We start from the raw sequence: 22,090 nt of genomic DNA on the forward strand, positions 1-22,090 counted from the left end.
AGCAAACCGCCACCCACCGCAATTCACACCCGGGAGACAGAGCATGACCACCACCGGCGCATCGCAGCGAACGACCGACGAGTCTCGAGATCTGTCCACCGCCCAGCGGGTGATGGCGACTCCGATCGGGCCGCTCACCTTGGTTGCCGACGAGATTGGACTGCGTGCGGTCACCTGGCCGGACGAGGATGGCAGCCGCGTGGGCTTGGCCGGTCGCCTCAAGGAGGCTCCCGCCGGTGATCGGGGGTCCGATGTGCCCCCCAACTCCAGAGCCGAGGCCGTGCTTGATGCGGCGGAGCGGCAGTTGGTTGAGTACTTCGAGGGTGGCCGTTCAAACTTTGATCTTCCGATGCACCTGGTGGGCACCGAGTTTCAACAGGAGGCGTGGCGGGCCCTGGCCAAGATCCCGTTCGGCCAAACGATCAGCTACGGCGAACAGGCCGCTCGTCTGGGTCGCCCCAAAGCCGTGCGCGCCGTGGGCTCGGCCAACGGCCGCAATCCGCTCTCGGTGGTGTTGCCGTGCCACCGGGTCGTCGGTGCCAATGGGGACCTCACCGGGTTTGCCGCCGGTCTCGACACCAAGCGCTGGCTGCTGGACCACGAGTCCGGTCAGGCTCCGCTGCCCCTCGAGTGACCAGGTTCGGGCCTGTTGCGGGCGTTTAGGCTTCCAGCGCTGCGAGCAGCTTGATCGGTGTGTCCTTCGGGCTGATTTTGGGCCACGCCTGCTCGATCCTGCCGTCGGCGTCGATGAGATACGCCGACCGGATGATGCCGTCGTAGACCTTGCCATACAGCTTCTTTTGCCCCCATGATCCGAACGCCTCCGCGACGGCATGGTCGGGGTCCGACAACAGGGGAAACCCCAGCGTGTGTTTGGTGTCCCAGTTGAGCTGTCTGGTGGGCGAGTCGGGGCTGATGCCGATGATGGCCACGTCACCGATCTGCTCGGCGACGTCTCGTAACCCACAGGCCTGCGTGGTGCAGCCGGACGTGTTGGCCTTGGGATAGAAGAACACCAGCGTGCGGTGCCCGCGCCGGCCGGCAAGGGTCACGGTGTTGCCGTGCTGGTCCGGAAGTGAGAAGTCGGGTGCCATTTCGCCGATGGTTGCCATCGGGTCGAATCTAGCCAGTGGTCGCTCGACCGCCACGGGCCGGCAGCATGGGGATGATGAGTCGGTTCGGAGAGTTCACCAAGTTGGCCTCCGAATTTGTGGAGTACATGGCCAAGCCGCAAGGCGGATCGAAGAAGCAGCCCGATGGGTCGGGTCCACTTGAAGTCAGCTATGCGCCGGACCTCGACGGTGAGCCGGATCCGGGCGAGGTGGTGTGGACGTACGTGAGTTACGAGGATGATCCAAGCCAGGGTAAGGATCGGCCGGTGGCGGTCATCGGCTGGGACGGCCCGGTGCTCGGGGTGGTGCAGTTGACCAGCAAGGACAAGGGTCGCAGCGACTGTGTACCCATCGGCACCGGCGCGTGGGACAGCGAGGGTCGGCCCAGCTTCGCCAAGATCGATCGGATCCTCCGGGTGCAGCCATCGGAGGTCCGCCGCGAGGGGGCGGTGCTGGCGAAAGACCGCTTCACCCACCTGGTTGGTGAACTCCGTGCCATGCACGGCTGGCCGTTGGACACCACAGACGACGCCTGAGGCCACGGCTTGTCGTCGGCGGCGGACGAGCGCAACGCCCTCGGCACTGAACAAGCAGCGTCGGCGCGCCTTGGCTGTCAGTCGTGTCGACGGGCTGCGTGCAGGTAGTAGCGGTCGCCGTGAACGCCCAGGTTGCGGGTGACGTCGAACCCGGCCGCGTCCAGCATGGCATCGACACAGGCCACGTTGGGGCCCACCCAGTTGGTGGGGTCGTTGGACAGTTCGCTGTGGGGGTAGAACCACAGCCGCGGTCGGCGGCCGACATCGAAGCCCACAGCATCCCGCCCGGCCCAGCGCGCCAACGGGCCGCGAAGCCACACCCGAACGTCCTGATGAACGTAGGTTTTCATCACCAGCAGGCCACCGGGTTTGATGATCCGGGCCAGGTTGCGAAACCCAACCATCGGGTGTTCGAGGTGGTAGAGAACGTTGAGAAACCAAACGGCGTCGAAGGTGCCGTCGGTCGCGGGGTCGAGGTCGTAGATGGATCGGTCACGGAACTCGGCGGCTGACCCACGAAGCGCCTTTGCGATGACGAAGCCATTTCGTCCTTCCACCATCAGCGACGACAAGTCGTCGATACCAACCACCTCGGTGGCCCCGCGGTCTTCGGCCGTAAAGCTGTAGAAACCGTCGGAACAGCCGACGTCGAGCACCCGCTTGCCGTCCAGCCGATCGGGCAGTGCCAGGCGTGCCAATTCGGTTGCAACATCTTCACCCCCGGGGGTGAAGACGCCGCCACCGACATCGATCCGGTGCCGCCAGGTGGGGTGACCGTCTACTTCTGCCCGGATGGCTCCGTCCGCTGCGGGCTGAGAGACCGCGTTGCAGGGTTCAGCCACGGCCGAGAGCGTAGGCGGATTGCCCGGTCGGCCACAAAGGTGCGATGCGGCTCGTGGTGACGGCCGTCCGAATACGCGTCGGGGTGGAGGGTTGAGTGCCGAAACCCCGGATTCACCGCGACGAACGGCGACGCAAAATCCGAATGATGAGCAACGTGGCCGCCAGCAGCCCCAACGCAGGCACCAGCCGCTTTACCACCGGCGTGGCAGACGCGTCCAGGAGATCGGCGGCGTCGGATTCGAGCGGGCTCATCGGGTGCACTTCCAGCGGGTCTGTCGTTGCTGCAGCCGGCGTGGCGGTTGCAGCGCCGTTGTCGTCGTCGGATTCGAGGTTCTCGACGAGCTGCTCGATCAACTTCGTGGATGCGTCGGCCAGCACGCCGCTTGCGAACCGATCCATCAACCCGGTGAGCGTCAGTTCGGTGACCAACTCGACCTTGGTGGTAGCGGGGTTCGCTGCGGTGCACTGGGCCGTGATCACAGCGGTGGCTTCGTCCTGCGCGCTGGTGTCGTGTCCGTTGGCGACGATCACCGCGATCTTGGCGTCATCGTCTCGGTCGGTGATGCTGGCGGAACCCTGGTAGGTGACGGAAACGGGACCCACCTCCACCGTGAGCGTGCCTCGGTGGAGACCGTCGTTTTGAAGCTCCAGCCGTGTACCCGGCGTTGCCGGCGCGGTCAGTTTCAGCGAGGTGAGCTTCGCCCAGGCGTCCTCGATGGGCATCTTCACTTCAAAGGTGTGGGTCAGCTCCATCGGGGCGAAATCCTCCGGATGTCGATGTTGTCTGGACGGTCAGGCCTCCAGAACCCGTTGCGCGTCCTCAACCTACGCTGCGTCAATGGAATGGACGGTTCATGGTTGGCGATCGATCTATGAGAGTGACTGGATGTCGATGCGCCAGGCGGACGTCGAACTCCCCGACGGGCAGCGGCTCTGGCATCACGCAGTGATCTACCCACATGCGGCTGCTGCGGCCGTGGTGGCTCATCCCGACCGTGGAGTGCTGATGCTGTGGCGCCACCGGTTCATCACCGACAGTTGGGGGTATGAGATCCCGGCCGGTCGCGTGGACCCGGGAGAAAAACCGATCGACGCAGCGGCGCGCGAGGTCGAGGAGGAGACCGGGTGGCGACCCGGGCCGCTGACGCCCCTCACCCGCTATCACCCGTCAAACGGTTCCAGCAACCAGACCTTCCACGTGTTTCAGTCGTCGGATGCCACGTACCTCGGCGACCCGAGCGACCCCAACGAGGCGGAGCGGATCGAGTGGGTGGCGCCGAGCCGGCTGCCGGGGTTGATCGCCGACGGGCAGGTGACTGACGGGTTCTCGTTGACGGCGATCTCAACGGCGTTTCTGCTGGGTCGCCTGAGCTGATCACGTCGGCGGTGGGTCCGAGTGGACACGCGAGGTGCCTCGCGGAGTCAGTAGGTGCTGGCGGTGCCGCCGGCAATCATCAAGATCACCCAGGCGATGCCACCCAGGACGCTCAGGACGATCGAGATCCAACCCAGGACGAACCCGGCGGTGCCAAAGCCCTGTTGCGGGTTGTTGGGGTCCTTGCGGACCCGGTTGCCGAAGATGATCGCGGGGATGGCGGTCACAAAGCTGCAGCAGATGATGCTGAGGATGCCGCACACCAATGCGATGGTGGCGTCGTTGTTGGAGGAAGTGGACACCATGCCCTGAGGAGGCGGTTGAAACCCGCCTCCGGGTGGAGGTGCCTGATAGCCGCCACCACCGGGTGGGGGAGGAGGTTGGTAACCGCCGCCTGACATGCTCATTGAAGGTCCCTCTCGTTGTGGCGGGGCGAAAGCGCCGGGCCGTTCCCTTGGGTGAAGTTACCCGGCTCAGAATCTAGCTTCCCGGGACCACCTCGGTATCGAGCTCGTGCGTATGAGCGGAGGTTGGGCCAAACTGGTTCTGATGAACGCTTCACAATCGGGCCAGGCCCTGGCTGCTCGCACCAAGTCGCTGGTTGCCAAGATGACGACCAACCCCAGGATTCAGCCACTGCTCCGGCGGGTGGTCCCCACATCCGATCGCATCCTGGCCAGGCTTACCGGCGGACGGCTGCACCTTTCCGACGCGATCCTGCCGACCTTGATCCTGCATCACACCGGGCGGAAGTCCGGGCATGCACGGGCCACTCCGCTGGCCCATTTGGTTGATGGGGATCGCTATTTGGTGGTCGGCAGCAACTGGGGTCAGGCAAGCCATCCGGCTTGGGCACTGAACATCACCGACGAGCCCAAGGTGGAGATCGAGGTGAAGGGCCGCAGGTTTCCTGCCGTGGCAAACCGACTGACCGGTACCGACCGGGCCGACGCATGGGAGCGCATGCGCACCCTGTGGCCCTCGTTTGACACCTACGAGGTGACGTCAGGCGAACGTGACATCCGGGTGTTCGAACTCATCCCCACGTAGCCGAAGGGGAACGGTTCGTAGGCGGCCTGCCTGCGCCGGTGGGGTCAGGCCCCTCCGGTGGAACCACCGGCCGGCACGTAGCTCCACAGCTCGGCGCTCATCGCCACCGGCGGGGGTGCCCCGCCTTCGGTGCCACCCGGACGTCCGCCGGGATGTCCGCCGGTTTCACCCCCGGGGTGCCCGGTACCCGCCTGGTCGCCCGCTGGCTTTGCGTCGCTCTGGTGGCCACTGCCGAACGCGGGGCTGCTCACCCACGCGTTGAAGCTCTCGTCATCGCGCCAGCGGGTGATGACCAACCATGTGGTTCGGTCGTCAGTGGGCTTGAGCAGTTCGAAGCCCTCGAAGCCGTCCTGACCGTCAACGGCACCGGCACGAGCGGCGAAGCGCTGGGCAAGGGTGTCGCCGGAATCGGCGGGGACGGTGATGGCGTTGATCTTGATGACTGTCATGACGTCGAGTCTGTCAGCAGCGGCACGCAGTGGTACCAACGGCACGCCAGAGCGGGAGGAACGTGCGCATCTGTGGGGGACGTTCAGGCGTGGGTGCCTCTCACGGGCGCTCCCGGTCGTCGGCGTCCTCGGTGACGACTCGGGTGGTCACCCGCTCCTCCGGATCTTCGAGCGGCTTCATCCCCGGCAGCTTCAACGGCTTGCTGTCCTGGTCGATGAGCCCGCCCCGGTTGGTTCGGGATTCACCGGTTGGGTCGGCGATCCGGGGCACGCTCACCAACATGTCGACCTTGCCGGTTCGGCGCTCCTCGAGGACCACGTTGAGTACCGAGGCGTACACGATGACCTTCCCGAAGATCAGCAGCCAGGCAAAGATGCCGAACACGATGCCGATCGAGCCATAGATGCCCTGGCTCTTGGCGATGACCCCTGGCAGCCAGTGGATCGCAAGCAGCTTCAGCACTTCCACGCCGATCGCCGCCACCACTGCACCGGGCAAGACCTGGCGCACGGTCAACCCATACCGGCACAGCAGCCAGTACATCCAGCCGAACAGCAGCACCGACACTGCAAACGGCACGAGCGTGCCGGCGGCGCTCGCCCAGCCCGGGAGCAGGCCAATTGCCCAGCTGGCCACTGCAGACCCGATGAAAACCACTGCTGCCCCCAACAGAAACAGCACGCCAACGGCCTTGTCCTTGATGCCCCGTCCGGCCACCTGCCAGGGCACGTTTGCGGCAACCTGCAACGCAGTGGTGACCCCCAGTGCAGACCACGCGCCGGTGAGCAGTCCGATCAGGCCAACGGCGCCTCGGTTGGCCTGGGCCGAGTTGACCGCATTGGTGAAGATCCCTTGGGCGTCTCCGGTGAGGTTCAGGCTGTTGATCGTGTCGGTGACGAAGTCCGGGTTGCCGGCGGAGACGAAACCCATCACCGACACCGCCACCAGGATCAGCGGGAAGATCGAAAGGAACAGCGACAGCGTCAGCGCGCTCGCAGCGTTCTGGCCTCGGATGCCCCGAAACCGCTCCTGCACGGCGATGAGAACACCGAGCAGGCCAGGGTGTTGCCGGGCCGTCGGGTGCGGGTTGACGTCGCTCATGGCCCAATGTTGGTCGATGAGGTGCGCAGAACGCACCCTCGGTACCGGGTGGCTCTAGCCGAGGCGCCGCATCAGGTTGGTGTAGAGCCGGTCGAAGCGATCCACCAGGTCGCGTCCCCGAGCCCCAACGTCGTCCAGCGGACGACGGCTGGACATCGCCTCGTTCATGATGACCCGCTGGGGCAGCTCTGGGCTGAGCATCGCCTGTTTGCCAACGTCGTCGATCAGGGCGTCCCGCTGACGTCCTGCCTCGGCCGACCGGGCCGGCACCCGGTTGAGCAGCACCCCCATCAGCTGCAGATCCGGGTTGGCTTTGGCGTTGACCGTTTCGATCGTCGAGCGCAACTGGCCCAGGCCGCGACGGCTGAGGGCTGACGGTTCGGCGACCGCCAGCGCACCGTGCACGGCGCCCAGCGCAGCGTGGGTGATGGCGCCCAGCGAGGGGGCGCAGTCCACCAACGTCAGGTCGTAACCGGTGGCCAATTCCGCCACGACCGGTACCAGCGAGGTCACCCGGCTCAGCGGGTCCCCGCCGTCCTCTCGAACCAGCGAGGCGCTGGCGGCAACCACGTCCACACCCTCACCCCAGCCCGAGGTCACCAACGCATTGTGAGCCGTGGTCACCGACGGACGTTCCAACACGTCAGCGGATGTCCAGTAATCGTCGTCGGCGTCCACGCCCAGGCACCAAGTGGCCGAACCCTGCGGATCAAGGTCGATCACCAGCGCCTTCCTGCCGGCACGGCGCGCCGCCATGGCCAGGCCCAGCACCACCGATGTCTTGCCCACGCCCCCCTTCTGGTTGACCACTGCCAGCGAGTAGCTGGGGCGTCCGGATGGGGTGGTTCGATCGCGCTTGGTTGCCACGTCTCAAGCGTAGATGGGGGGCGTTGTTGGCCTCGACTCGGCGGGATCGCCGCTGGATGTCAAAGTTGGGGATGAACGATGACCAGCGACCGGACCCGGGCGACGAAGGTGACCAGGCCGATCAGCGCCGGTCCGACGGTGATGTGTCGGCCGTGCGTCAGGTGTCGACGACCTCCGCCGGGAGCGCCTACCTGGTGCACCCCGACGATGGTCCGGGACCGGGCGTGCTGGTGCTGTCGTCGTGGCGGGGACTCAACGATGTCACCAAGTCGATGGCAGATTCGCTCGCCGACGCCGGTTTCACGGCCCTCGCACCCGACCTGTTCGGTTCGGTGCCCGTCGATGACGCAGCCGGGCAGGCGCTGCTCGGTGAGGTGGATGCCGATGGCATCGCTGCACTGGTGATCGCCAGCGTGGTCGCACTTCGATCCCAGTGCGCCGATCCGTCGGCGCCGGTGGGGGTGGTGGGCTTCTCATCGGGAGGATCGCTGGCCATGTGGGTGGCCACTCGCAACCCCGACTCCATCGCCGCAGTGGTCACCTATTACGGCGCTCAGGACATCGATTTCACGTCGCTCAACGCGCCGGTGTTGGGCCACTTCGCCGAATTTGACGATCTCTGCACCGTCGACGATCGGGTGGAGATGCAGTCACACCTGTTGCTGTTGGACAACATGGTTGAGGTGTTCGAGTACCCGGGCACCTGGCACTTCTTCGCTGAGGACGCCGAGTTGGATACGCCGGCGGGTGAGGCGGCGGCGCTGGCATGGGGGCGCACCGTTGCGTTCCTGCAACGTCATCTTGGATTGGATGACGGCTGAGGCAGCAGCGAACGCCACCGACCGAACGCCGGTCTAGAACAGCTGATCGCAGTAGGTATCGGTGCCGGGGATGGCCGGGGTGAACGGTGCGGTCAGTGCCACGCGGGCGATCCCCGCCGCCTCGATGGCCTCGGAGAACGCCACCAGGTGGTCCCAGGCTTCCTCGACCTGTTGATCAAGAAAGCACAGCAGCAGGCTCCGGTCCTTGCCGCCTGGGCCCGAACCCAGGTCCATCGGCCCTTCCCTGTCGGGAATGATCGGGCGCCAGCTCAACACCTGGTCCACCGGTGAGCCCCCGCCGAGCACGACGTCGCGCCCGTCGCCGTCGAGCCACGCGTCCAGGTCTGTGGTGCTCACGCCGTCGGCCCGGTCCACGTGGATCGACGCCAAGCCGGCGTAGGGGTGATCGAGCGCCAGGTGGGCAGGGATGGGGGCGACATCCCGGTGATGTGCTGCCCGCATCGTGTACAGCACCGTGTGGGCGTGGGTGCGCTCCTCGAAGCCGCGACCGGCCGCGTACAGCTTGTGCACCTCCTCGGACGCCCACGCAAAGTGGTTGGCCACTGAGGCGGCGTCGATGAAGTAGGTGGCAAGGAAACTGCCGGCGTCGATGGGATTGGTCACCGGTGAATGGCCCGACGGCTCGGTGGGGAAGCGCAGGTCCTTCAACGCCCGGGTGGCCACCCAGCGCCTGCCCGAAAGCGTGCCGGGCCCCACCATGACCCCGCCGTAGAAGTGGTCCCGTTCGTACCAGCGGTTGTAGGCCACCTCAAACCCCGGGGTCGGGTCCACCAGGGTGAACAACATGGCGCCAACCCTGATCGGCCCCGAGTCGACGTTGTCGTCAGTGGCGCCCCCGTTGGCAATCGCGTCGGTTCTGGCGTCGTTCATCCCGTTACCCCATCTGCGTTGTTGGTCGGTTCCGTCCATCCGTGTGGATGGCTGGGTTACGGTACCTGACGCCTCGTCAGATGCGTTCTGACCGGCAACCTGCGGAACGATCCGCCCGGCCGCTTACACCATGAGCGTGCCGATCAACGCCACGACAAGTTGGGGAGGGCCGATGGGCCGATTTGAGGGTAAGTCCGCATTGGTCACCGGGGCCGCGTCCGGCATGGGCCGAGCCACCACGCTGGCGTTCGCCAACGAGGGGGCCAATGTGTTGGCCGTCGACATCGATGCCGACGGGCTGGCCACGTTGGCGACCGAGGCCGCCGAAGCTTCGGGCTCGGTCGTGACCCATCACGCCGCCATTGGCACCCGCGATGCGGGGCACGCTGCGGTGGCAGCGGCAGTTGAGGCGTTCGGCGGGCTGGACGTGCTGGCCAACGTGGCAGGCGTGGTCCGGTCGGCCCACACGGTGGACGTCACCGAAGACGACTGGAACCTGATGTTCTCGGTCAACGTGTCGGGCATGTTCTGGTTGTGTCAGGCGGCCCTGGGCGCATTTGATGGAGGCGGCGTCATCGTCAACGTTGCCTCCAATGCCGGCCTCATGGGCCAGGCCTATTTCGCCGGCTACTGCGCATCCAAAGGGGCGGTGGTCAACCTGACCAAGGCGCTGGCCATGGAGTTCGCCAAGGACAACAGCATCCGCATCAACGCGCTTGCTCCGGGTCAGACCGCAACGCCGATGACCGGCACCATCGAGCTGCCCACCGACTGTGACATCGATCTGATGCGTCCCTACATGGGCTATCGAAAGGCCGCGCAGCCCGAGGAACAGGCGGCGGCGATCCTGTTCCTCGCCTCCGATGACGCGTCGGCGTTTCATGGGGCGGTCGTGTCCTCTGATGGGGCTCTGACTGCGGGCTAAGGGTTTGGCCAGGCCGGTAGGGGTGATCGGCGCCCGAATCCAGCTACTGGAGCCGTAGTGGCAGGACTGCCATGTTGGGCGTAACGTGAGCCGGTGCGATCACTGACCGTTGAGCAGGCCTACGACAAGCGCTGGTGGACCCTGGGCGTTCTGTGCGCCTCGCTGTCGGTAATCAGCATCGATAACACCATTCTCAACGTTGCCCTGCCGAACATTGTGGACAACCTTGGGGCCTCCGGCTCCGACCTGCAGTGGATCGTGGATGCGTACGTGGTGGTGTTCGCCGGGCTGCTGCTCACCAGCGGTGCGCTCGGCGACAAGTTCGGTCGCAAGCTCATGCTCACCGGTGGGTTGGCGCTGTTCGCCGCGACCAGCGCGTTCGCCGCCTTCAGTGGTTCGCCGGGAGCGTTAATCGGGGCTCGTGGATTGATGGGCATTGCCGGAGCGGCCATCTTTCCGTCAACGCTGTCGATCCTTACCAACACCTTCGAGGGTCCCGAGCGCGGTCGGGCCATCGGTATCTGGGCTGCGGTGTCGGGCCTGGGCATTGCGGTCGGCCCGTTGCTTGGCGGGTTTCTGCTCGAGCATTTCTGGTGGGGTTCGGTGTTCCTGGTCAATGTGCCCATCGCGCTCGGCGCCATCGTGGCCGGTCGGTTCCTGGTGCCCGAGACCGTCGGCGAACGCGACCGTCCTCTCGACCCGATGGGCTCGCTGCTCTCCATCGTCGGGCTCACCGGTGTGCTCTACGCCATCATCGAGGCGCCCGGTGCAGGGTGGCTGGCGCCCGAGACGCTCATTCCAGGGGCCATCGGCGTGGCTGTTTTGGCGGCGTTCGTGGTGTGGGAACTGCGCAACCCCCATCCGATGCTCGACGTGAGCTTCTTCTCTAATCCCCGGTTTTCGGCAGCGTCGGCCACGATCACCTTGGTCTTCTTCGCCCTCTTCGGATCGACGTTTCTGCTCACCCAGTACTTCCAGTTCGTGCTCGGCTATTCGCCGCTGAAGACCGGCATGCTGACCGCGCCGGTTGCCCTGGGCATCATGACCGCCGGCCCGCTGGCACCCCGCCTGGTTGAAAAGGTGGGCACCAAGTTGGTGGTGCTGGCAGGCTTGTTTGTCGTTGGCGTCGCCCTGCTCTGTTACGGCTCGGAGTTTCTGATGGAGTCGGTGCCGCTGGGCATGGGCGTCCGCTTGATCTTCGGCTGGGGCATGGGGCTGGTGATGCCGCCCGCCACCGAGTCGATCATGGGTTCGCTTCCACGCGCACGTGCCGGCGTGGGGTCGGCGGTCAACGACACCACACGGCAAACCGGCGGCGCGCTCGGCGTCGCCGTCATCGGGTCGATCTTCGCCGCTCAGTACCGCTCGGTGGTCAAGATCCCGGCCGATCTCCCCGTTCAGGTGCGCGACGGCATGGCCGACTCGATCGGCTCGGGGCTGCGCATCGCCAAAGAGATGAAGCTGCCTGTGTCGGATCTGGTGCGGGTGCACGATGCCGCCGCGCCGGCGTTCGTCTCGGGCATGCAGATGGCGGTGGTGTTTGGGGCTGTCGTCGTGGCGATTGCGGCCGTGGTGGCCTGGCGCTATCTGCCGGCCCGCGAGGCCGGGCCGGTCACCGAAGGCGAGGCGGCCGCCGTCGGTCACCCCGACGGCGGCCTTCACGGGAGGGTTGAGACCGAGCGCCTCACGATTATCGCAGGGGACTGAAACGGCGCTCTCCTCGGGCTTTCGGGAGGAGCGGCATGACCAACTCCAGGTGCTGAGCAGTAGGAAGCGCCAGTTGTTGCGACACGCCTACACGGCAGTGCCGGCCCGTGTGGCGTGGGCGTGCAGCACGTCGGCGACGCAGCCGGTGAGCCGCTCGGCGAACGCCACGTCCAGAAACTCGTTGGGACCGTGCGCGTTTGACCCGGGGCCGAGCACCCCGGTGACCACAAACTGGGCGTCGGGGAACTGCTCGCCCAGCATGGCCATAAACGGGATCGTGCCGCCCTCACCGATCCAGCGAGACTCCTCCCCGAACCAGGTGGTCGAGGCACGCTGCAACGCATCCGCCAACCACGGGGCGGTCGGCGGGGCGTCCCACCCGGTTGCTCCCCAGCCCGGGCTGACGGTAACGGTGGCACCCGCCGGAGGGTCGTTGGTCAGCAGTTCGGTGAGCCGCGCGGTGATCGCCTCGGGATCGACGCCGGGCGGAATGCGAATGGACAGGCCCAACGTGGTGGACGGGCGGGCGACGTTTCCGGCGTCGGCGAGCTGTGGTAGCCCGTCGGCGCCGATCACCTCCAGCGCCGGGCCCCAGGTGCGAGCCAGCAGTTGGTCGGCCACGTCGTCGGTTGCCGGGTGGGTATCGTCGGCCCACGGAAAGGCCGGCGGGCGGCCCAGCGTTCCGGCCGACTGGGCTGCCTGTTCCCGTCGCGCTTTGGGGATCTCGGGGAAGAGCTCGTCGATCAGCAGGCGGCCGTCGCTCGCCGCTTCGATCCGGTCGAGCAACGTGCGGGCGATGCGGAAGCTGGAGGGCACGATGCCCCCGGCGGCGCCGGAGTGGACGCCTTCGGTCAGCACGTCCACCCGCAGGTCGACCGACACCAGTCCTCGCAGCGAGGTGGTCACCCACAGCCGTTCGTAGTCGCCACAGCCCGAGTCCAGGCAGACGACCAGCTCGGGCGAACTTAGCTCGTCCCCCAACGCCTCGAGGTGGGCGGGCAGGTCGGGGCTGCCCGACTCCTCCGAGCACTCGATCACGCCGACGATGCGGCCGTGTTCGCCACCGGCCCGGTCCAGCGCGACCAGTGCGGTACCCAACGCGTACACCGAGTAGCCGTCGTCGGCGCCGCCGCGCCCGTACAGGCGGTCGCCCTTGCGCACCGGGGTCCACGGGCCCAGGTCGTCGTCCCAGCCGACCATCTCCGGTTGCTTGTCCAGGTGGCCGTAGGCCAGCACCGTGCCGCCGTTGGTGGCCCCGTCCGTCGCCGGTACGTCGACCAGCAGCAGCGGCGTGCGGCCGGGTAGATCGCGGCGGCTCACCGTCAGCCCGGGCACGCCCAGCGATTCCAACCAGTCCGATGCAGCGACCAGCACGGTGTCGATATGGCCGGCAGCGGCCCAGCCTGGGGCGAACGCCGGTGACAGGGCGGGCACGGCGATGTGGGCCTCGATCGCCGGGACCGCCGAGTCGTTCCACACCTCTGCAACCGTCGAGGTGAGCACCTCCCGGTCGGGCGGGTTCGTCGTTGGCGCGTCGGGCGTGGGGTGGTCGACCATCGCCCAAGTCTGACGTGTTCTACCGTGCGGAGATGAAGATTGGCGTGCAGATCCAACCGCAGAACACCACGATGGCGGCGCTGCGGGCGTCGTGGATGGCCGCCGAGTCGCTCGGGGTCGACAGCATCTGGGTGTGGGACCACTTCTACCCGCTCTTCGGCGACCCCGATGCCGCGCACTTCGAGGCCTACACCCTGCTGGCCACCATGGCCGCCGACACCACTTCGGCCTCGATCGGTGCGCTGGTGAGCTGCAACAGCTACCGCAACCCCAACCTGCTGGCCGACATGGCCCGCACGATCGATCACGTCGCTGATGGCCGGTTCGTCTTGGGCATCGGCTCGGGCTGGTTCGAGCGGGATTACGACGAATACGGCTTCCCGTTCGGCACCGCCCGCCAGCGCCTGGCCGACCTGGAGCGCGACCTGCCGATCATCAAGGATCGTCTCGCCCAGCTGACTCCGGGCCCGGTGGGGGACATGCCGATTCTCATCGGTGGCTCGGGGGAGAAGGTCACGCTGCGGCTGGTGGCCCAGCACGCCGACGCTTGGAACACCTTTGGTCCGCCGGACAACTTCGCTGCGAAGAACCGGGTGCTCAACGAGTGGTGCGCACGTGAGGGGCGCAACCCGGCGGACATCGAGCGCACGGTCGGCATCAGCGTTGACGAGGTCGATCAGCTGGAGGCGTATGCCGAGGCCGGTGCCGACCATGTCATCTTCATGGTGGGCGCTCCGTTCGATCTCGATCCGGTCTCCCATGCCCTCGACGCCCGATGAGCGATGACTTGATCCTCAAGGTCACATCGTGGGAGACGGTCGGCCGCGTCGCGGTGATTCGGCTGAACCGTCCGCATCGCAACAACGCCTGGACCGGGCGCATGCACCACGAGTACCGGGCACTGATCGAGCGGGCCGAGACCGACCCCGATATCCGCTGCATCGTCGTCACCGGGGAGGGCCGATCGTTCTGCGTGGGGGCCGACAGTGATGCGCTTGCCGGTCATGCCGATAGGGGTGGTTACGACCCGGGGTTGCCCGCCGAGTTGCCGATGCCCGGCTACGGCGTGCGGGACGACTACGACGACGACTTCGTCTTTCACTATGGCCTGAGAACGCCGGTGATCGCGTCCATCAACGGCCCGTGTGCGGGCGTCGGATTCGTGCTGGCCTGCTACGCGGACCTCCGATTCGCCGCCAAGGGCGCTCGGCTGGCCACGGCCAACGCCCGGCTCGGACTCCCGGCGGAGTTCGGTCTCAGTTGGGTGCTACCCCGCCTGGTCGGGGTCACCCGAGCGGCTGAGCTGCTGATGACCGGCCGAAAGTTCCGGGCCGAGGAGGCCGAGGGTTGGGGCCTGTTCAACGAGGTGATCGAGCCCAACCAACTCATGGCGCACGTCATGGAGGTGGCCCGAGGCCTGGCCGAGGACGTGGACCCCAAGGCGGTCGCTACCACTAAGTACCAGCTGTACCGGGATGCCGACCGCAGCGTCGGGCCGGCCGTGTCCGACGCCCAACGGTTCATGCGTGAAACCATGGCCGGACCCGAGTTCGCCGAGGGCGTGAAAGCCTTCCGGGAGGGCGTCCCGCCCGACTTCCCGAATGCGGCCGTGGAGCCAGCCGGTCCGGGCTCTAACATGGGCGATACGCCCGGATAGCTCAGTTGGTCAGAGCAGCTGTCTTGTAAACAGCAGGTCGTCGGTTCGAATCCGACTTCGGGCTCCAAAACCCTTGCAATTGCAGCGATCTGAGGCTTCTAGCGACTGCTTGATAAATGGTCGGGCCACTTTGGGGGCCACAAACCCTCCTGGTAGGGAGTGGTACTGGGTGGTAGGTGCTGTCGAAACGGGTCCAATGGGAACTGGGTACCAGCCCCTACCACCTCCTACCAGCAAAACCGACTGTTTCTGGGGGTTTCTGATCGACGGGCGGATCTGCCTGACGAACAATATTCAGTCGTCCCGGGCTGTGAGGTTGTTCTCGATCGACCGTAGAAGCGCATCGAGGTGCCCGGTGCCCGGTGCCCGGTGCCCGGTTCGGCTGCTCTGCGCATCCCGAACCATCGGTCCGAAGTCGGCCACTCAAGACTGCTTTGCCGGTCTGCTGAACTGTCAGGGGTCAGGGTCATGATTGGAGCGTCGTGATAGTCGGACGAAAGGATTCCCATGGACGCGAAGGTTTCCTCCATCGCGAGACGCGTGGTCGAAGTCTCCAGCGAGGTCAGGCTCGACAAGCCGAAGCTGTCGCGGTGGAACCTGTGGCGACGACGAAACGACTGGGCATACGACCATGAGGCAACGTCGAACCGCCGAGAGCTTGTTGTGCGTCGGGTTCGCAACCCCACAGCGACGCGGGGGCTACATGTGCTTCAGTCTCATGGCGTCGGCACGATGGGGTTCTCTCGGGGGGTCGATCGTGACAGCTGGATGGTGATCGCAAACGTTGCTGGCCATCCGGTCGGATTGGCTTATGGGCACCGTTTAGCTGCCAAAGACGAGGCCCAAATAGATGATGTTGTGGTCGACGTCTCCTGTCGTCAGCAGGGGCTCGGCAAGATGGTCGTGGCGGACCTCATGGATTGGCTTGTCGATGAAGGGCTCCAGCAGGTGAATCTGTGCCCGGCCGAAACGTGGCAGCAGAATTTGTATCAAGGCCTTGGGTTTACCGCCCAAGGACGCGGCAGGTCGATGTCAGCTTCTCTCCGGTGAGTGAAGCGTTGCGGCGCTATTGGGCCTGTTTGTCCAGCTCGTGCTCGACCGCACGACGGATCCAGCTGGATACCGACCTCTTGTCTTCGTCGGCGCGGCGCCGGACCTCGTCCAACGTTGCTGGTGGTAACCGGACCAGGAATGGCTCGGTCATCCTTGAGCGGCGTCGTGGCGGCCCCTGTGGCACTTGGTTCTCCGGACGGGCGTAGAACTCGTAGTCCTCGTCGGGGTTCATCTTCTTGGTGGTCATCGGCTAGTGGATGTTGCATCTACAAGCCGGGTTGAGGCCCGACTGGCGACCTTTTGGTCGGCGGCGCTTGATGGGGCCGAGCTATAACCGGCCTTCGTCTTGAGTCCAAGCAGTCTGCGGAGTTCCTTTCCGAGACCGGCGTCGGCTTGGTCGAGCAGCGCCGCCGCAGCGGCGTGGTCCTGCCCGCTGGCGTGAACGCCGAGCCGTGAGCAGCAGATCACGTCTGCTGCGGCTATGCCGGCATGCACGCACAGGGTGATGTAGGCGTCGCCAAGGTTGCTGTCGTCGGAGGCCAGTTCGCTGATGAGCGTCGCTGCGTCGCTGAATTGGCGGGCCTTGGCCATTCGGCCCGAGCGGTCCTTCGCCGAGCATTTTCTCGTCGGTGCGGCCACCAGAAGTTCACCCCGCCTGCCGGTAGTCCGGCCTTGGCTTCACGCTTGCGAGGTATCCCGGGGTGCCAGACAAGACGATGCCGTCGCGGGCGATTTCAGCGAGGATCTGCTCGGTCGCGATCGTAGCTGCGACTTCTGACTCTGACATCTCAAGGATGCGTGCGTCGTTGCCGGTCCACGAAGTGCTGGCAGTCGCGAAGGCGTCGAGCTGCTCGTGCCACTGCACGTCATCTTCGACGACGACCGAATCGGGTCGCACGACGAACACATCGATGTCGCTTCCCTCGGTCATCCTCCCGGTAGCGGCAGAACCGAAGAGCGCGGCAAAGTCACAGGGCGTCGACCAGGTGTCGATCAGGTCGCGCATTCGCTGCAACACTTCGCGGCTGGCGTCAGCCAGCCCGATGATGTGTGGGGCGCACACGTGCTGCCGGTTAAGCCGGTAGGTGTAGGCGCGGCCAACCTGCTCGCTGTGGAGGACACCCTGACCGGTCAATCGAACGAGCGCGTTTCGGACACCAGCAACAGAATGAAACCCGATGAGGTCGTGCACCTGCGGTGGGGTGAACGAAGCGTCGGCTCGGGCCAGCACCCCAAGGACGTCCCCATCGATCGTCGGGGTCACCGCTAGGAACGGTCGACTCAAGATCATGTGCAGGATGCTACACCTATACCAAGTAATGTTCACACGTCTGGAGGAGGGTTTGGTGCGGCGGCGCCGACAACCTCGACCGCTTGCTGGCGCTGGGAACCGCCGCCTTCGGAACCGGTTCGATGGCGTCCTAGCCGACGAGACCCCGATCATGGCCGTTGCGGTTGCTGCGAATAGGGGTAACATCGGTGTTGCGGCGGTCGACGGACCAACCAACGAGAACACGCCCGTCTGGTTGTCGACCCCTGCCAAGGAGGACACCATGGCCCCATCAACACTGCTCCGCAGCAACCTCGACATTCCCGACGAGGCAACCTCAGCCGAAGCAGCTGAAGCGGTCGACCTACTCGACCGGTTCCAACGGACCCATCCTGGTGACATCGGCACGGTGCGTCTCGTCGCCGACAATTCCGATCTGAGCGTCACCATCCCCGGCAGCGCGCTTAGCCATCTCGTCGAACTGCTTGCGCACATCGCCAACGGCAATGCCGTCACCATCGCTCCGGTGCACGCAGAACTCACCACCCAACAAGCCGCCGACATGCTCGTCGTGTCGCGGCCCTACCTGATCGGGCTCCTCGAAGAGGGCCAGATCCCCCATCGGCGCGTAGGGAACCGGCGCCGTATCCGGCTCACCGACCTCCTCGCCTACATGCGCGAGGACGACCGCAAACGCGCTGAAGCCAGCGGCTGAACTCACCGCCGAGGCCCAACGCCTCAACCTCGACGATGAGTAGAGCGTGTGCGCCAGTCCCGGAAATGAACCGACTCTGCGGCCGACTGAGCATTGCACGACGATGCCGCCAGAGAACTAAAGAATCTAAAGAATCTAAAGACATCTAAACCGACGCGGTTGGGATGGGGAGCATGCAGAATCCCTTCACGCCGTCCTTCGGCGTCTCCCCGCCGCTCTTGGTTGGGCGTGACGACGTGCTCGCACGGTTCGGTGAAGCGCTCGAGGAAGGCCTGGATCACCGGGCCGAGCGACCCTCTATACCGGCGCGCGGGGTGCTGGAAGGACCGTCCTTCTCAAGGCGGTCGAGGATCTTGCCCGCTCGCACGGTTGGTCGGTTATATCCGAGACGGCTTCGCCCGGCTTTGTTGAGCGGCTTGTCAACGAGCACCTTCCAGGTCTTCTCCGCGTCCACGATCCTGAGGCAACGACGACCGAGCTGTAAGCCGTCTCGGCACCGGTCGTCGTCGGCGGCGCCACGTGGGGCAAGACACAGAATCATGTCGGTGCCCCTGGACTCCGTGGGCAGCTTACGTCGGGCGGACAGGTATCAACTTGGCCGCGTATCCCTCGCGGATGTCTCTGAGGCCATCACCACTCCAATCGTGGATGCTGGCCGATCGATTTCCGCTGAGCTGAGCCAGCGAGCCGCCGAGTCGACGGACGGTTACCCGTTTCTCATCCAGCTCGTCGGCTACCACCTCTGGCGCCTGCACCCCGTGGCCAGCGATGTGTCGGCCGACGACGTTGACGTCGGAATCATGGCAGCGCAACGGCGGCTCGGTTCGCTGGTTGTGGAACCGTCGCTGGCCGACTTGTCGAACGTCGACAGGACGTTCCTCCTCGCTATGGCCCAGGACGACGGGCCTTCCAGAATGACCGACATCGCGAGCCGCTTGAACTGCGATGCCAACTACGCCAGCCAGTACCGACTCTGACTCATCGCGGCCGAGCTCATCGAGACCGCAGGTCACGGAGCCATCACCTTCGCTCTTCCGCACTTACGCGAGTACCTGCGCGAGTACGGTGCCTTGGACGCACAACGCGGGCTCACCGAAAGCCAACCGACGACGCTTCAACGCGAGCTGGTTGCGCGACCTCTGGGCGAGGCCACCGACAAATAGCGGCAGGTCTGACATTTGTCTGACGTAGTGGTTATCCTTCGACCCAAGAAACCGTAGAATGTCGTGATAGATAAGGCTTAACATTTAGGTAATATACCATGAGGACCGCATCGTCTGTCTCGACTGGACGTGCTGGGGTGGACGCCGTGAAGTGTTCGTCGACGGACAACAGCGCCATGAGAGCGTCATCCCGATGCGCTGGCGGTCGTCCCAGGCATTCGAACTCGAAGGTGCCCACTGTGTCGTGATGACCGAGCCGACCGGTTTGATGTCCACGAAGTTTTGTACCTTCCTGGAGATCAACGGAGAAAGCATCAAACCCCATCCGGGCTTATCGTTCTGGAAAGGCTGAAGTAGCTCACCCAACAAGGTCCGCGATAGCCCAAGGACGCACCGCGACAACAGAGGTTCAGGTCCGCCCTGCGGTGGCTTCGACGAGTTCTGCGAGGTTCATGGTCGATGTACCGTCTGGGCTATGGGTAGACGGGCCAACCATCGAGGATGGATCGTGCTCGAGAGCATCCCGTTCGACGACGGAACGCTGTGCGTCGACCTCTTCGAGGATCCAGCGGGCGGCTTCGGCTTTGAACACATGCGCTCCGATCCCGAAGACGGTGGCCGGTGGACCATCGTCGGTGGATTCTCGTCGGCCCGATACGACTCAGCGTTGCACGCAGCGCTCGCTGCCCGAACCGCTGTTCCTTGGTCGAACGACGACCGAGCGATCCAGGTATGGAACAGGTGGTGCTCTCACCTGCAACCGGAGTAGTCATCATCCTGGGGGGGTGGTCACCTTGACCCTGCGGGCCTTCCCAACGCCGTAGGGGTGCGTCGACGAGCTGCTGGGGCGAACACCGGGCAACTCCGGGTCCGAACCGAGCGCGATCGTGTGGGGTTCACCGTCGAGTCACTCGTCCCACCGATACCGGCACGCCAGGCAAACGACGCTGGTGCCGTTATGGATTTGCGATGGGGGGCCTGCGAGTGAGGACAGTCGGGACGCGGCTTGTGTTGGTCACCCAGATGGAGAGATCGGCGGAGATCCACCCGGCCACATCTAGGCAATGCTGGTGGAGGCTGGCGAGGCTAAATCGGGTTTCCTTGAACGGTTCCTTGAAGATCGGTTCGTGATGCCCGATGCGGTTTCGAAGGGTCTGAACGGTCCGAAGCCCTTGGTTGGTCTTCCGTTGGTGGCCGAGCCCTGAGGGGAAGGCATACCGAAGAGCCGGTAGCCACAGGGTGTCGTGGTAACGCAGCCTGCGTCCTTCATGGGTCGAGTCCCCACCACGATCGAGCAGAGCTACCCAGTTGCCAAAGCTCATCTCGCCGACGACCTTGCCGGGGGTCGGGGCAGCGCCTGCTGGTAACCCCCGTCGTGCACGGCTCTTTGCGATGCGGACTGCCTTGAGCGAGCGATCGTCAAGGATGGACTGGTTGTCGTACCAACGGTCGTCGTAGGCCTCCGTGAGGCGATCGTGCATCGCGTTGCGCATGGTTACCTAGACCAATACGCCCCAACCAAACGGCTTAAGTAATACACCCACCACACCCAAAACCCCTGTCACACCAACGAAAACCGGCCCCCCACGATCCTTAGCCAGGAAAGTCCCGCTAGGGCCAGCTGCGGGTCGTTGTCGCACGCGTCAAGGTACGGCTGGAACCGCGCCGGAGAGAGGTACTCCTGGATCGTTTGGAGGTGTCCTGGCTGCGCTGGTGGCATCACGAGTATGATGGTAGAGAACTTCCCGAGGCCCCTGCCGCAAGGTACGCCTCGGGGTTTGACCGTTTTGGACGCTTGTGGACCAACGTCCTTAACGGCCGCTGGAACGTCGTCGGTTCGAACCTCCGCCCTTGGTCGTCTCCACTACGATCGCTTTATGTACGACGCCGCCGTCTCACAAACGAAGGTTTGTGAGACGGTGCAAGGCCCGGCCGTTCGGCCCAACCACGGCGCCACGGAACCGGCGCATTCGGGCTCCTGTCGGCCGGGGTTATGCAGCGTGCGACTGGGGCCGTTATGCGGCGCGGTGTTCGGACCAAGTGCGGGGATTCTGTGGCGGCGTTATGTGCGGGTCGGAAGCCTTTCCTGGTACTGACATCGGCGCGATTGGTGGGTCCGGCTGTGCGCTGGGCCGGTCCCGGGCTGGGCGGAGTAGCCTTTTGAATTCGGTCTTCGCCGCCCAGCTGTAGGAGCGATTTGTCAACCGATACATCTGGGTCAGCGGACGGACGTTCTTTTGCGGTCGGGGTCGCCGCATGTGTTGCTGAGTTCGGCGATCAGGCCGTGGGGCCGGTGTCGTTGGAGGTCGGGTGGGGGGAGACTGTTGCGTTGGTTGGACCATCGGGGGCTGGAAAGTCGACGGTGTTCCGCTGGCTTCGTGGTGACCTGATTCCTACCTTTGGTCATGCGGAGGTGTCGGGGGTTGAGTTGGGTCGTCTATCTGGCGGCGAGCGCGGCGACTTCATCCGGGAGCACATCTCGGGTGTTGATCAGTCACCGTTGTTGCTGCCCGAGTTGGACGTGTTGGAAAACACGGCTTTGCCGTTGTTGTTGGACGGAATGGGTTCTGAGTCGGCGTTTGAGAGTGCCCGGTCGGCTTTGTCTGCTGTTGGGATCGAGGACTTGGCCGGTCGGGACCTGCGGTCGTTGTCGGGTGGTCAGCATCAACGCGTCGCTGTGGCGCGAGCGCTGGTTCGACCGGCGGGGGTTGTGCTGGCTGACGAGCCCACGGCTTCGCTGGATCGGACAAATGCTGATCGTGTGGGCTGGTTGTTGGTCGATCAGGTGCGAAGCAACCCGCAGCGTGCGCTGTTGCTGGCGACGCACGACTTGGCTGTCGCAGGGTTGTGCGATCGTGTCGTCGATCTGACGATGATGCCGAGCAACTGTTGATCCGTGTCGTAGCGAAGTTGGCCGGGCGAGTGGCGGTCTCGCGCCGAGGGGGCCAGCGGGGCCGCGCCTGGCTGGTCGTGATCGCTGTTGGCGTGTTTACGGCT

General features: G+C 65.2%; 29 protein-coding genes and 1 tRNA gene. 16 read left to right on the forward strand and 14 right to left on the reverse strand.

What is annotated here, in order from left to right; genetic code table 11:
- The first annotated feature begins 43 nt into the window (after positions 1 to 43).
- Complete coding sequence (locus MPARV_RS0118915; protein WP_020379363.1) at positions 44 to 634, forward strand: methylated-DNA--[protein]-cysteine S-methyltransferase; 591 nt, start codon at positions 44 to 46, stop codon at positions 632 to 634.
- Between the two features lie 25 nt (positions 635 to 659).
- On the opposite strand, the gene bcp is transcribed toward MPARV_RS0118915, so the two are convergent.
- On the reverse strand, positions 660 to 1,112 hold the full coding sequence (gene bcp / locus MPARV_RS0118920; protein WP_012223792.1) for a thioredoxin-dependent thiol peroxidase: 453 nt from the start codon (positions 1,110 to 1,112) through the stop codon (positions 660 to 662).
- Positions 1,113 to 1,168: 56 nt separating this feature from the next.
- Here bcp and MPARV_RS21735 point away from each other — a divergent pair, with 56 nt between their 5' ends.
- Positions 1,169 to 1,648: a type II toxin-antitoxin system PemK/MazF family toxin gene (locus MPARV_RS21735; RefSeq protein WP_202948864.1), complete on the forward strand. Its 480-nt coding sequence runs from the start codon at positions 1,169 to 1,171 to the stop codon at positions 1,646 to 1,648.
- Between the two features lie 77 nt (positions 1,649 to 1,725).
- Here the strand turns inward: MPARV_RS21735 and MPARV_RS0118930 are convergent, their stop codons facing one another.
- The gene (locus MPARV_RS0118930; protein WP_020379365.1) at positions 1,726 to 2,490 is read right to left on the reverse strand and encodes a class I SAM-dependent methyltransferase; all 765 of its coding nucleotides are present in this window, start codon (positions 2,488 to 2,490) and stop codon (positions 1,726 to 1,728) included.
- A 112-nt stretch (positions 2,491 to 2,602) separates the two neighbouring features.
- Positions 2,603 to 3,244, reverse strand: coding sequence for an SRPBCC domain-containing protein (locus MPARV_RS0118935; RefSeq protein WP_020379366.1), 642 nt, complete (start codon positions 3,242 to 3,244; stop codon positions 2,603 to 2,605).
- Between the two features lie 85 nt (positions 3,245 to 3,329).
- Here MPARV_RS0118935 and MPARV_RS0118940 point away from each other — a divergent pair, with 85 nt between their 5' ends.
- On the forward strand, positions 3,330 to 3,866 hold the full coding sequence (locus MPARV_RS0118940; protein ID WP_031279367.1) for an NUDIX hydrolase: 537 nt from the start codon (positions 3,330 to 3,332) through the stop codon (positions 3,864 to 3,866).
- A 47-nt stretch (positions 3,867 to 3,913) separates the two neighbouring features.
- On the opposite strand, the gene MPARV_RS25250 is transcribed toward MPARV_RS0118940, so the two are convergent.
- Positions 3,914 to 4,273, reverse strand: coding sequence for a DUF4190 domain-containing protein (locus MPARV_RS25250; protein WP_081582448.1), 360 nt, complete (start codon positions 4,271 to 4,273; stop codon positions 3,914 to 3,916).
- 142 nt (positions 4,274 to 4,415) lie between these two features.
- Between MPARV_RS25250 and MPARV_RS0118950 the strand changes: the two genes are divergently transcribed.
- On the forward strand, positions 4,416 to 4,916 hold the full coding sequence (locus tag MPARV_RS0118950; RefSeq protein WP_157789736.1) for a nitroreductase family deazaflavin-dependent oxidoreductase: 501 nt from the start codon (positions 4,416 to 4,418) through the stop codon (positions 4,914 to 4,916).
- A 44-nt stretch (positions 4,917 to 4,960) separates the two neighbouring features.
- On the opposite strand, the gene MPARV_RS0118955 is transcribed toward MPARV_RS0118950, so the two are convergent.
- From MPARV_RS0118955 to MPARV_RS0118965, 3 genes are all read right to left on the reverse strand, one after another.
- Positions 4,961 to 5,365, reverse strand: coding sequence for an antibiotic biosynthesis monooxygenase family protein (locus tag MPARV_RS0118955; protein WP_012223801.1), 405 nt, complete (start codon positions 5,363 to 5,365; stop codon positions 4,961 to 4,963).
- Positions 5,366 to 5,465: 100 nt separating this feature from the next.
- Positions 5,466 to 6,467 carry a YihY/virulence factor BrkB family protein gene (locus MPARV_RS0118960; protein ID WP_012223802.1) on the reverse strand — a complete coding sequence of 334 codons (1,002 nt, stop codon included), beginning with the start codon at positions 6,465 to 6,467 and terminating at the stop codon, positions 5,466 to 5,468.
- A gap of 54 nt (positions 6,468 to 6,521) precedes the next feature.
- On the reverse strand, positions 6,522 to 7,334 hold the full coding sequence (locus MPARV_RS0118965; RefSeq protein ID WP_012223806.1) for a ParA family protein: 813 nt from the start codon (positions 7,332 to 7,334) through the stop codon (positions 6,522 to 6,524).
- A gap of 71 nt (positions 7,335 to 7,405) precedes the next feature.
- Here MPARV_RS0118965 and MPARV_RS0118970 point away from each other — a divergent pair, with 71 nt between their 5' ends.
- The gene (locus MPARV_RS0118970; RefSeq protein WP_020379371.1) at positions 7,406 to 8,155 is read left to right on the forward strand and encodes a dienelactone hydrolase family protein; all 750 of its coding nucleotides are present in this window, start codon (positions 7,406 to 7,408) and stop codon (positions 8,153 to 8,155) included.
- A gap of 33 nt (positions 8,156 to 8,188) precedes the next feature.
- On the opposite strand, the gene MPARV_RS0118975 is transcribed toward MPARV_RS0118970, so the two are convergent.
- Entirely contained in the window at positions 8,189 to 9,046 is an 858-nt protein-coding gene (locus MPARV_RS0118975; protein WP_012223822.1) for a hypothetical protein, read from the reverse strand.
- A 172-nt stretch (positions 9,047 to 9,218) separates the two neighbouring features.
- Between MPARV_RS0118975 and MPARV_RS0118980 the strand changes: the two genes are divergently transcribed.
- Positions 9,219 to 9,971, forward strand: coding sequence for an SDR family NAD(P)-dependent oxidoreductase (locus MPARV_RS0118980; protein WP_012223824.1), 753 nt, complete (start codon positions 9,219 to 9,221; stop codon positions 9,969 to 9,971).
- A gap of 93 nt (positions 9,972 to 10,064) precedes the next feature.
- Positions 10,065 to 11,678 carry an MFS transporter gene (locus tag MPARV_RS0118985; protein ID WP_020379372.1) on the forward strand — a complete coding sequence of 538 codons (1,614 nt, stop codon included), beginning with the start codon at positions 10,065 to 10,067 and terminating at the stop codon, positions 11,676 to 11,678.
- Positions 11,679 to 11,765: 87 nt separating this feature from the next.
- Here MPARV_RS0118985 and MPARV_RS0118990 read toward each other — a convergent pair whose 3' ends face one another.
- Positions 11,766 to 13,235, reverse strand: a complete 1,470-nt coding sequence (locus MPARV_RS0118990) for a M20/M25/M40 family metallo-hydrolase (RefSeq protein WP_012223830.1) — start codon at positions 13,233 to 13,235, stop codon at positions 11,766 to 11,768.
- Positions 13,236 to 13,267: 32 nt separating this feature from the next.
- Between MPARV_RS0118990 and MPARV_RS0118995 the strand changes: the two genes are divergently transcribed.
- The 3 genes from MPARV_RS0118995 (at position 13,268) to MPARV_RS0119005 (ending at position 14,959) form a co-directional block, all read left to right on the forward strand.
- A complete protein-coding gene (locus MPARV_RS0118995) occupies positions 13,268 to 14,014 on the forward strand; it encodes an LLM class F420-dependent oxidoreductase (protein ID WP_031279379.1) in 747 nt (248 codons plus the stop codon).
- Entirely contained in the window at positions 14,011 to 14,892 is an 882-nt protein-coding gene (locus tag MPARV_RS23975) for an enoyl-CoA hydratase-related protein (RefSeq protein WP_081582451.1), read from the forward strand. Before MPARV_RS0118995 ends, MPARV_RS23975 begins: the two co-directional genes overlap by 4 nt.
- A tRNA-Thr gene (locus tag MPARV_RS0119005) sits at positions 14,883 to 14,959 on the forward strand. The genes MPARV_RS23975 and MPARV_RS0119005 overlap by 10 nt, the downstream gene beginning before the upstream one ends.
- A gap of 227 nt (positions 14,960 to 15,186) precedes the next feature.
- Here MPARV_RS0119005 and MPARV_RS25865 read toward each other — a convergent pair.
- Entirely contained in the window at positions 15,187 to 15,315 is a 129-nt protein-coding gene (locus MPARV_RS25865) for a hypothetical protein (protein WP_020379373.1), read from the reverse strand.
- Positions 15,316 to 15,399: 84 nt separating this feature from the next.
- On the opposite strand from MPARV_RS25865, the gene MPARV_RS23980 reads away from it, so the two are divergent.
- On the forward strand, positions 15,400 to 15,942 hold the full coding sequence (locus MPARV_RS23980) for a GNAT family N-acetyltransferase (RefSeq protein WP_081582452.1): 543 nt from the start codon (positions 15,400 to 15,402) through the stop codon (positions 15,940 to 15,942).
- A 16-nt stretch (positions 15,943 to 15,958) separates the two neighbouring features.
- Here MPARV_RS23980 and MPARV_RS0119020 read toward each other — a convergent pair whose 3' ends face one another.
- The 3 genes from MPARV_RS0119020 to MPARV_RS25025 are packed head-to-tail and all read right to left on the reverse strand — an operon-like array spanning position 15,959 to position 17,236.
- Positions 15,959 to 16,192, reverse strand: a complete 234-nt coding sequence (locus MPARV_RS0119020; protein ID WP_020379375.1) for an Arc family DNA-binding protein — start codon at positions 16,190 to 16,192, stop codon at positions 15,959 to 15,961.
- Positions 16,189 to 16,536 carry a hypothetical protein gene (locus MPARV_RS0119025; protein WP_020379376.1) on the reverse strand — a complete coding sequence of 116 codons (348 nt, stop codon included), beginning with the start codon at positions 16,534 to 16,536 and terminating at the stop codon, positions 16,189 to 16,191. The genes MPARV_RS0119020 and MPARV_RS0119025 overlap by 4 nt, the downstream gene beginning before the upstream one ends.
- A gap of 55 nt (positions 16,537 to 16,591) precedes the next feature.
- Positions 16,592 to 17,236: a nucleotidyltransferase family protein gene (locus MPARV_RS25025; protein WP_020379377.1), complete on the reverse strand. Its 645-nt coding sequence runs from the start codon at positions 17,234 to 17,236 to the stop codon at positions 16,592 to 16,594.
- A gap of 262 nt (positions 17,237 to 17,498) precedes the next feature.
- Between MPARV_RS25025 and MPARV_RS25030 the strand changes: the two genes are divergently transcribed.
- The 4 genes from MPARV_RS25030 (at position 17,499) to MPARV_RS0119055 (ending at position 19,862) form a co-directional block, all read left to right on the forward strand.
- Positions 17,499 to 17,930 carry a helix-turn-helix domain-containing protein gene (locus MPARV_RS25030; protein WP_157789737.1) on the forward strand — a complete coding sequence of 144 codons (432 nt, stop codon included), beginning with the start codon at positions 17,499 to 17,501 and terminating at the stop codon, positions 17,928 to 17,930.
- A gap of 644 nt (positions 17,931 to 18,574) precedes the next feature.
- Positions 18,575 to 18,907 carry a hypothetical protein gene (locus MPARV_RS25255; RefSeq protein WP_193788473.1) on the forward strand — a complete coding sequence of 111 codons (333 nt, stop codon included), beginning with the start codon at positions 18,575 to 18,577 and terminating at the stop codon, positions 18,905 to 18,907.
- A gap of 337 nt (positions 18,908 to 19,244) precedes the next feature.
- Entirely contained in the window at positions 19,245 to 19,445 is a 201-nt protein-coding gene (locus MPARV_RS0119050; protein ID WP_020379381.1) for a hypothetical protein, read from the forward strand.
- A 156-nt stretch (positions 19,446 to 19,601) separates the two neighbouring features.
- Positions 19,602 to 19,862, forward strand: a complete 261-nt coding sequence (locus MPARV_RS0119055) for a hypothetical protein (RefSeq protein ID WP_157789738.1) — start codon at positions 19,602 to 19,604, stop codon at positions 19,860 to 19,862.
- A gap of 187 nt (positions 19,863 to 20,049) precedes the next feature.
- Here MPARV_RS0119055 and MPARV_RS0119060 read toward each other — a convergent pair whose 3' ends face one another.
- Complete coding sequence (locus MPARV_RS0119060; RefSeq protein ID WP_020379383.1) at positions 20,050 to 20,586, reverse strand: hypothetical protein; 537 nt, start codon at positions 20,584 to 20,586, stop codon at positions 20,050 to 20,052.
- Between the two features lie 704 nt (positions 20,587 to 21,290).
- Between MPARV_RS0119060 and MPARV_RS0119065 the strand changes: the two genes are divergently transcribed.
- Entirely contained in the window at positions 21,291 to 21,986 is a 696-nt protein-coding gene (locus MPARV_RS0119065; protein WP_051012063.1) for an ABC transporter ATP-binding protein, read from the forward strand.
- Positions 21,987 to 22,090 lie beyond the last annotated feature (104 nt).

The sequence above is a fragment of the Candidatus Microthrix parvicella Bio17-1 genome, from assembly GCF_000299415.1.
Classification (GTDB): Bacteria; Actinomycetota; Acidimicrobiia; order Acidimicrobiales; family Microtrichaceae; genus Microthrix; species Microthrix parvicella.

Bases quoted from the DNA above. Each gene is read 5' to 3' on its own strand.
- MPARV_RS21735 (WP_202948864.1), top strand. From the start codon at position 1,169: ATGAGTCGGTTCGGAGAGTTCACCAAGTTGGCCTCCGAATTTGTGGAG.
- MPARV_RS25025 (WP_020379377.1), bottom strand. From the start codon at position 17,236: ATGATCTTGAGTCGACCGTTCCTAGCGGTGACCCCGACGATCGATGGG.
- MPARV_RS0119060 (WP_020379383.1), bottom strand. From the start codon at position 20,586: ATGCGCAACGCGATGCACGATCGCCTCACGGAGGCCTACGACGACCGT.
- MPARV_RS25030 (WP_157789737.1), top strand. From the start codon at position 17,499: ATGGCCCCATCAACACTGCTCCGCAGCAACCTCGACATTCCCGACGAG.
- MPARV_RS25250 (WP_081582448.1), bottom strand. From the start codon at position 4,273: ATGAGCATGTCAGGCGGCGGTTACCAACCTCCTCCCCCACCCGGTGGT.
- MPARV_RS0118980 (WP_012223824.1), top strand. From the start codon at position 9,219: ATGGGCCGATTTGAGGGTAAGTCCGCATTGGTCACCGGGGCCGCGTCC.
- MPARV_RS0118915 (WP_020379363.1), top strand. From the start codon at position 44: ATGACCACCACCGGCGCATCGCAGCGAACGACCGACGAGTCTCGAGAT.
- MPARV_RS0118950 (WP_157789736.1), top strand. From the start codon at position 4,416: ATGAACGCTTCACAATCGGGCCAGGCCCTGGCTGCTCGCACCAAGTCG.
- MPARV_RS23975 (WP_081582451.1), top strand. From the start codon at position 14,011: ATGAGCGATGACTTGATCCTCAAGGTCACATCGTGGGAGACGGTCGGC.
- MPARV_RS0118935 (WP_020379366.1), bottom strand. From the start codon at position 3,244: ATGGAGCTGACCCACACCTTTGAAGTGAAGATGCCCATCGAGGACGCC.
- MPARV_RS0118995 (WP_031279379.1), top strand. From the start codon at position 13,268: ATGAAGATTGGCGTGCAGATCCAACCGCAGAACACCACGATGGCGGCG.
- MPARV_RS0118940 (WP_031279367.1), top strand. From the start codon at position 3,330: ATGGAATGGACGGTTCATGGTTGGCGATCGATCTATGAGAGTGACTGG.
- MPARV_RS23980 (WP_081582452.1), top strand. From the start codon at position 15,400: ATGGACGCGAAGGTTTCCTCCATCGCGAGACGCGTGGTCGAAGTCTCC.
- MPARV_RS0119025 (WP_020379376.1), bottom strand. From the start codon at position 16,536: ATGGCCAAGGCCCGCCAATTCAGCGACGCAGCGACGCTCATCAGCGAA.
- MPARV_RS0119020 (WP_020379375.1), bottom strand. From the start codon at position 16,192: ATGACCACCAAGAAGATGAACCCCGACGAGGACTACGAGTTCTACGCC.
- MPARV_RS0118990 (WP_012223830.1), bottom strand. From the start codon at position 13,235: ATGGTCGACCACCCCACGCCCGACGCGCCAACGACGAACCCGCCCGAC.
- MPARV_RS0118955 (WP_012223801.1), bottom strand. From the start codon at position 5,365: ATGACAGTCATCAAGATCAACGCCATCACCGTCCCCGCCGATTCCGGC.
- MPARV_RS0118970 (WP_020379371.1), top strand. From the start codon at position 7,406: ATGAACGATGACCAGCGACCGGACCCGGGCGACGAAGGTGACCAGGCC.
- MPARV_RS0118975 (WP_012223822.1), bottom strand. From the start codon at position 9,046: ATGAACGACGCCAGAACCGACGCGATTGCCAACGGGGGCGCCACTGAC.
- MPARV_RS0118960 (WP_012223802.1), bottom strand. From the start codon at position 6,467: ATGAGCGACGTCAACCCGCACCCGACGGCCCGGCAACACCCTGGCCTG.
- bcp (WP_012223792.1), bottom strand. From the start codon at position 1,112: ATGGCAACCATCGGCGAAATGGCACCCGACTTCTCACTTCCGGACCAG.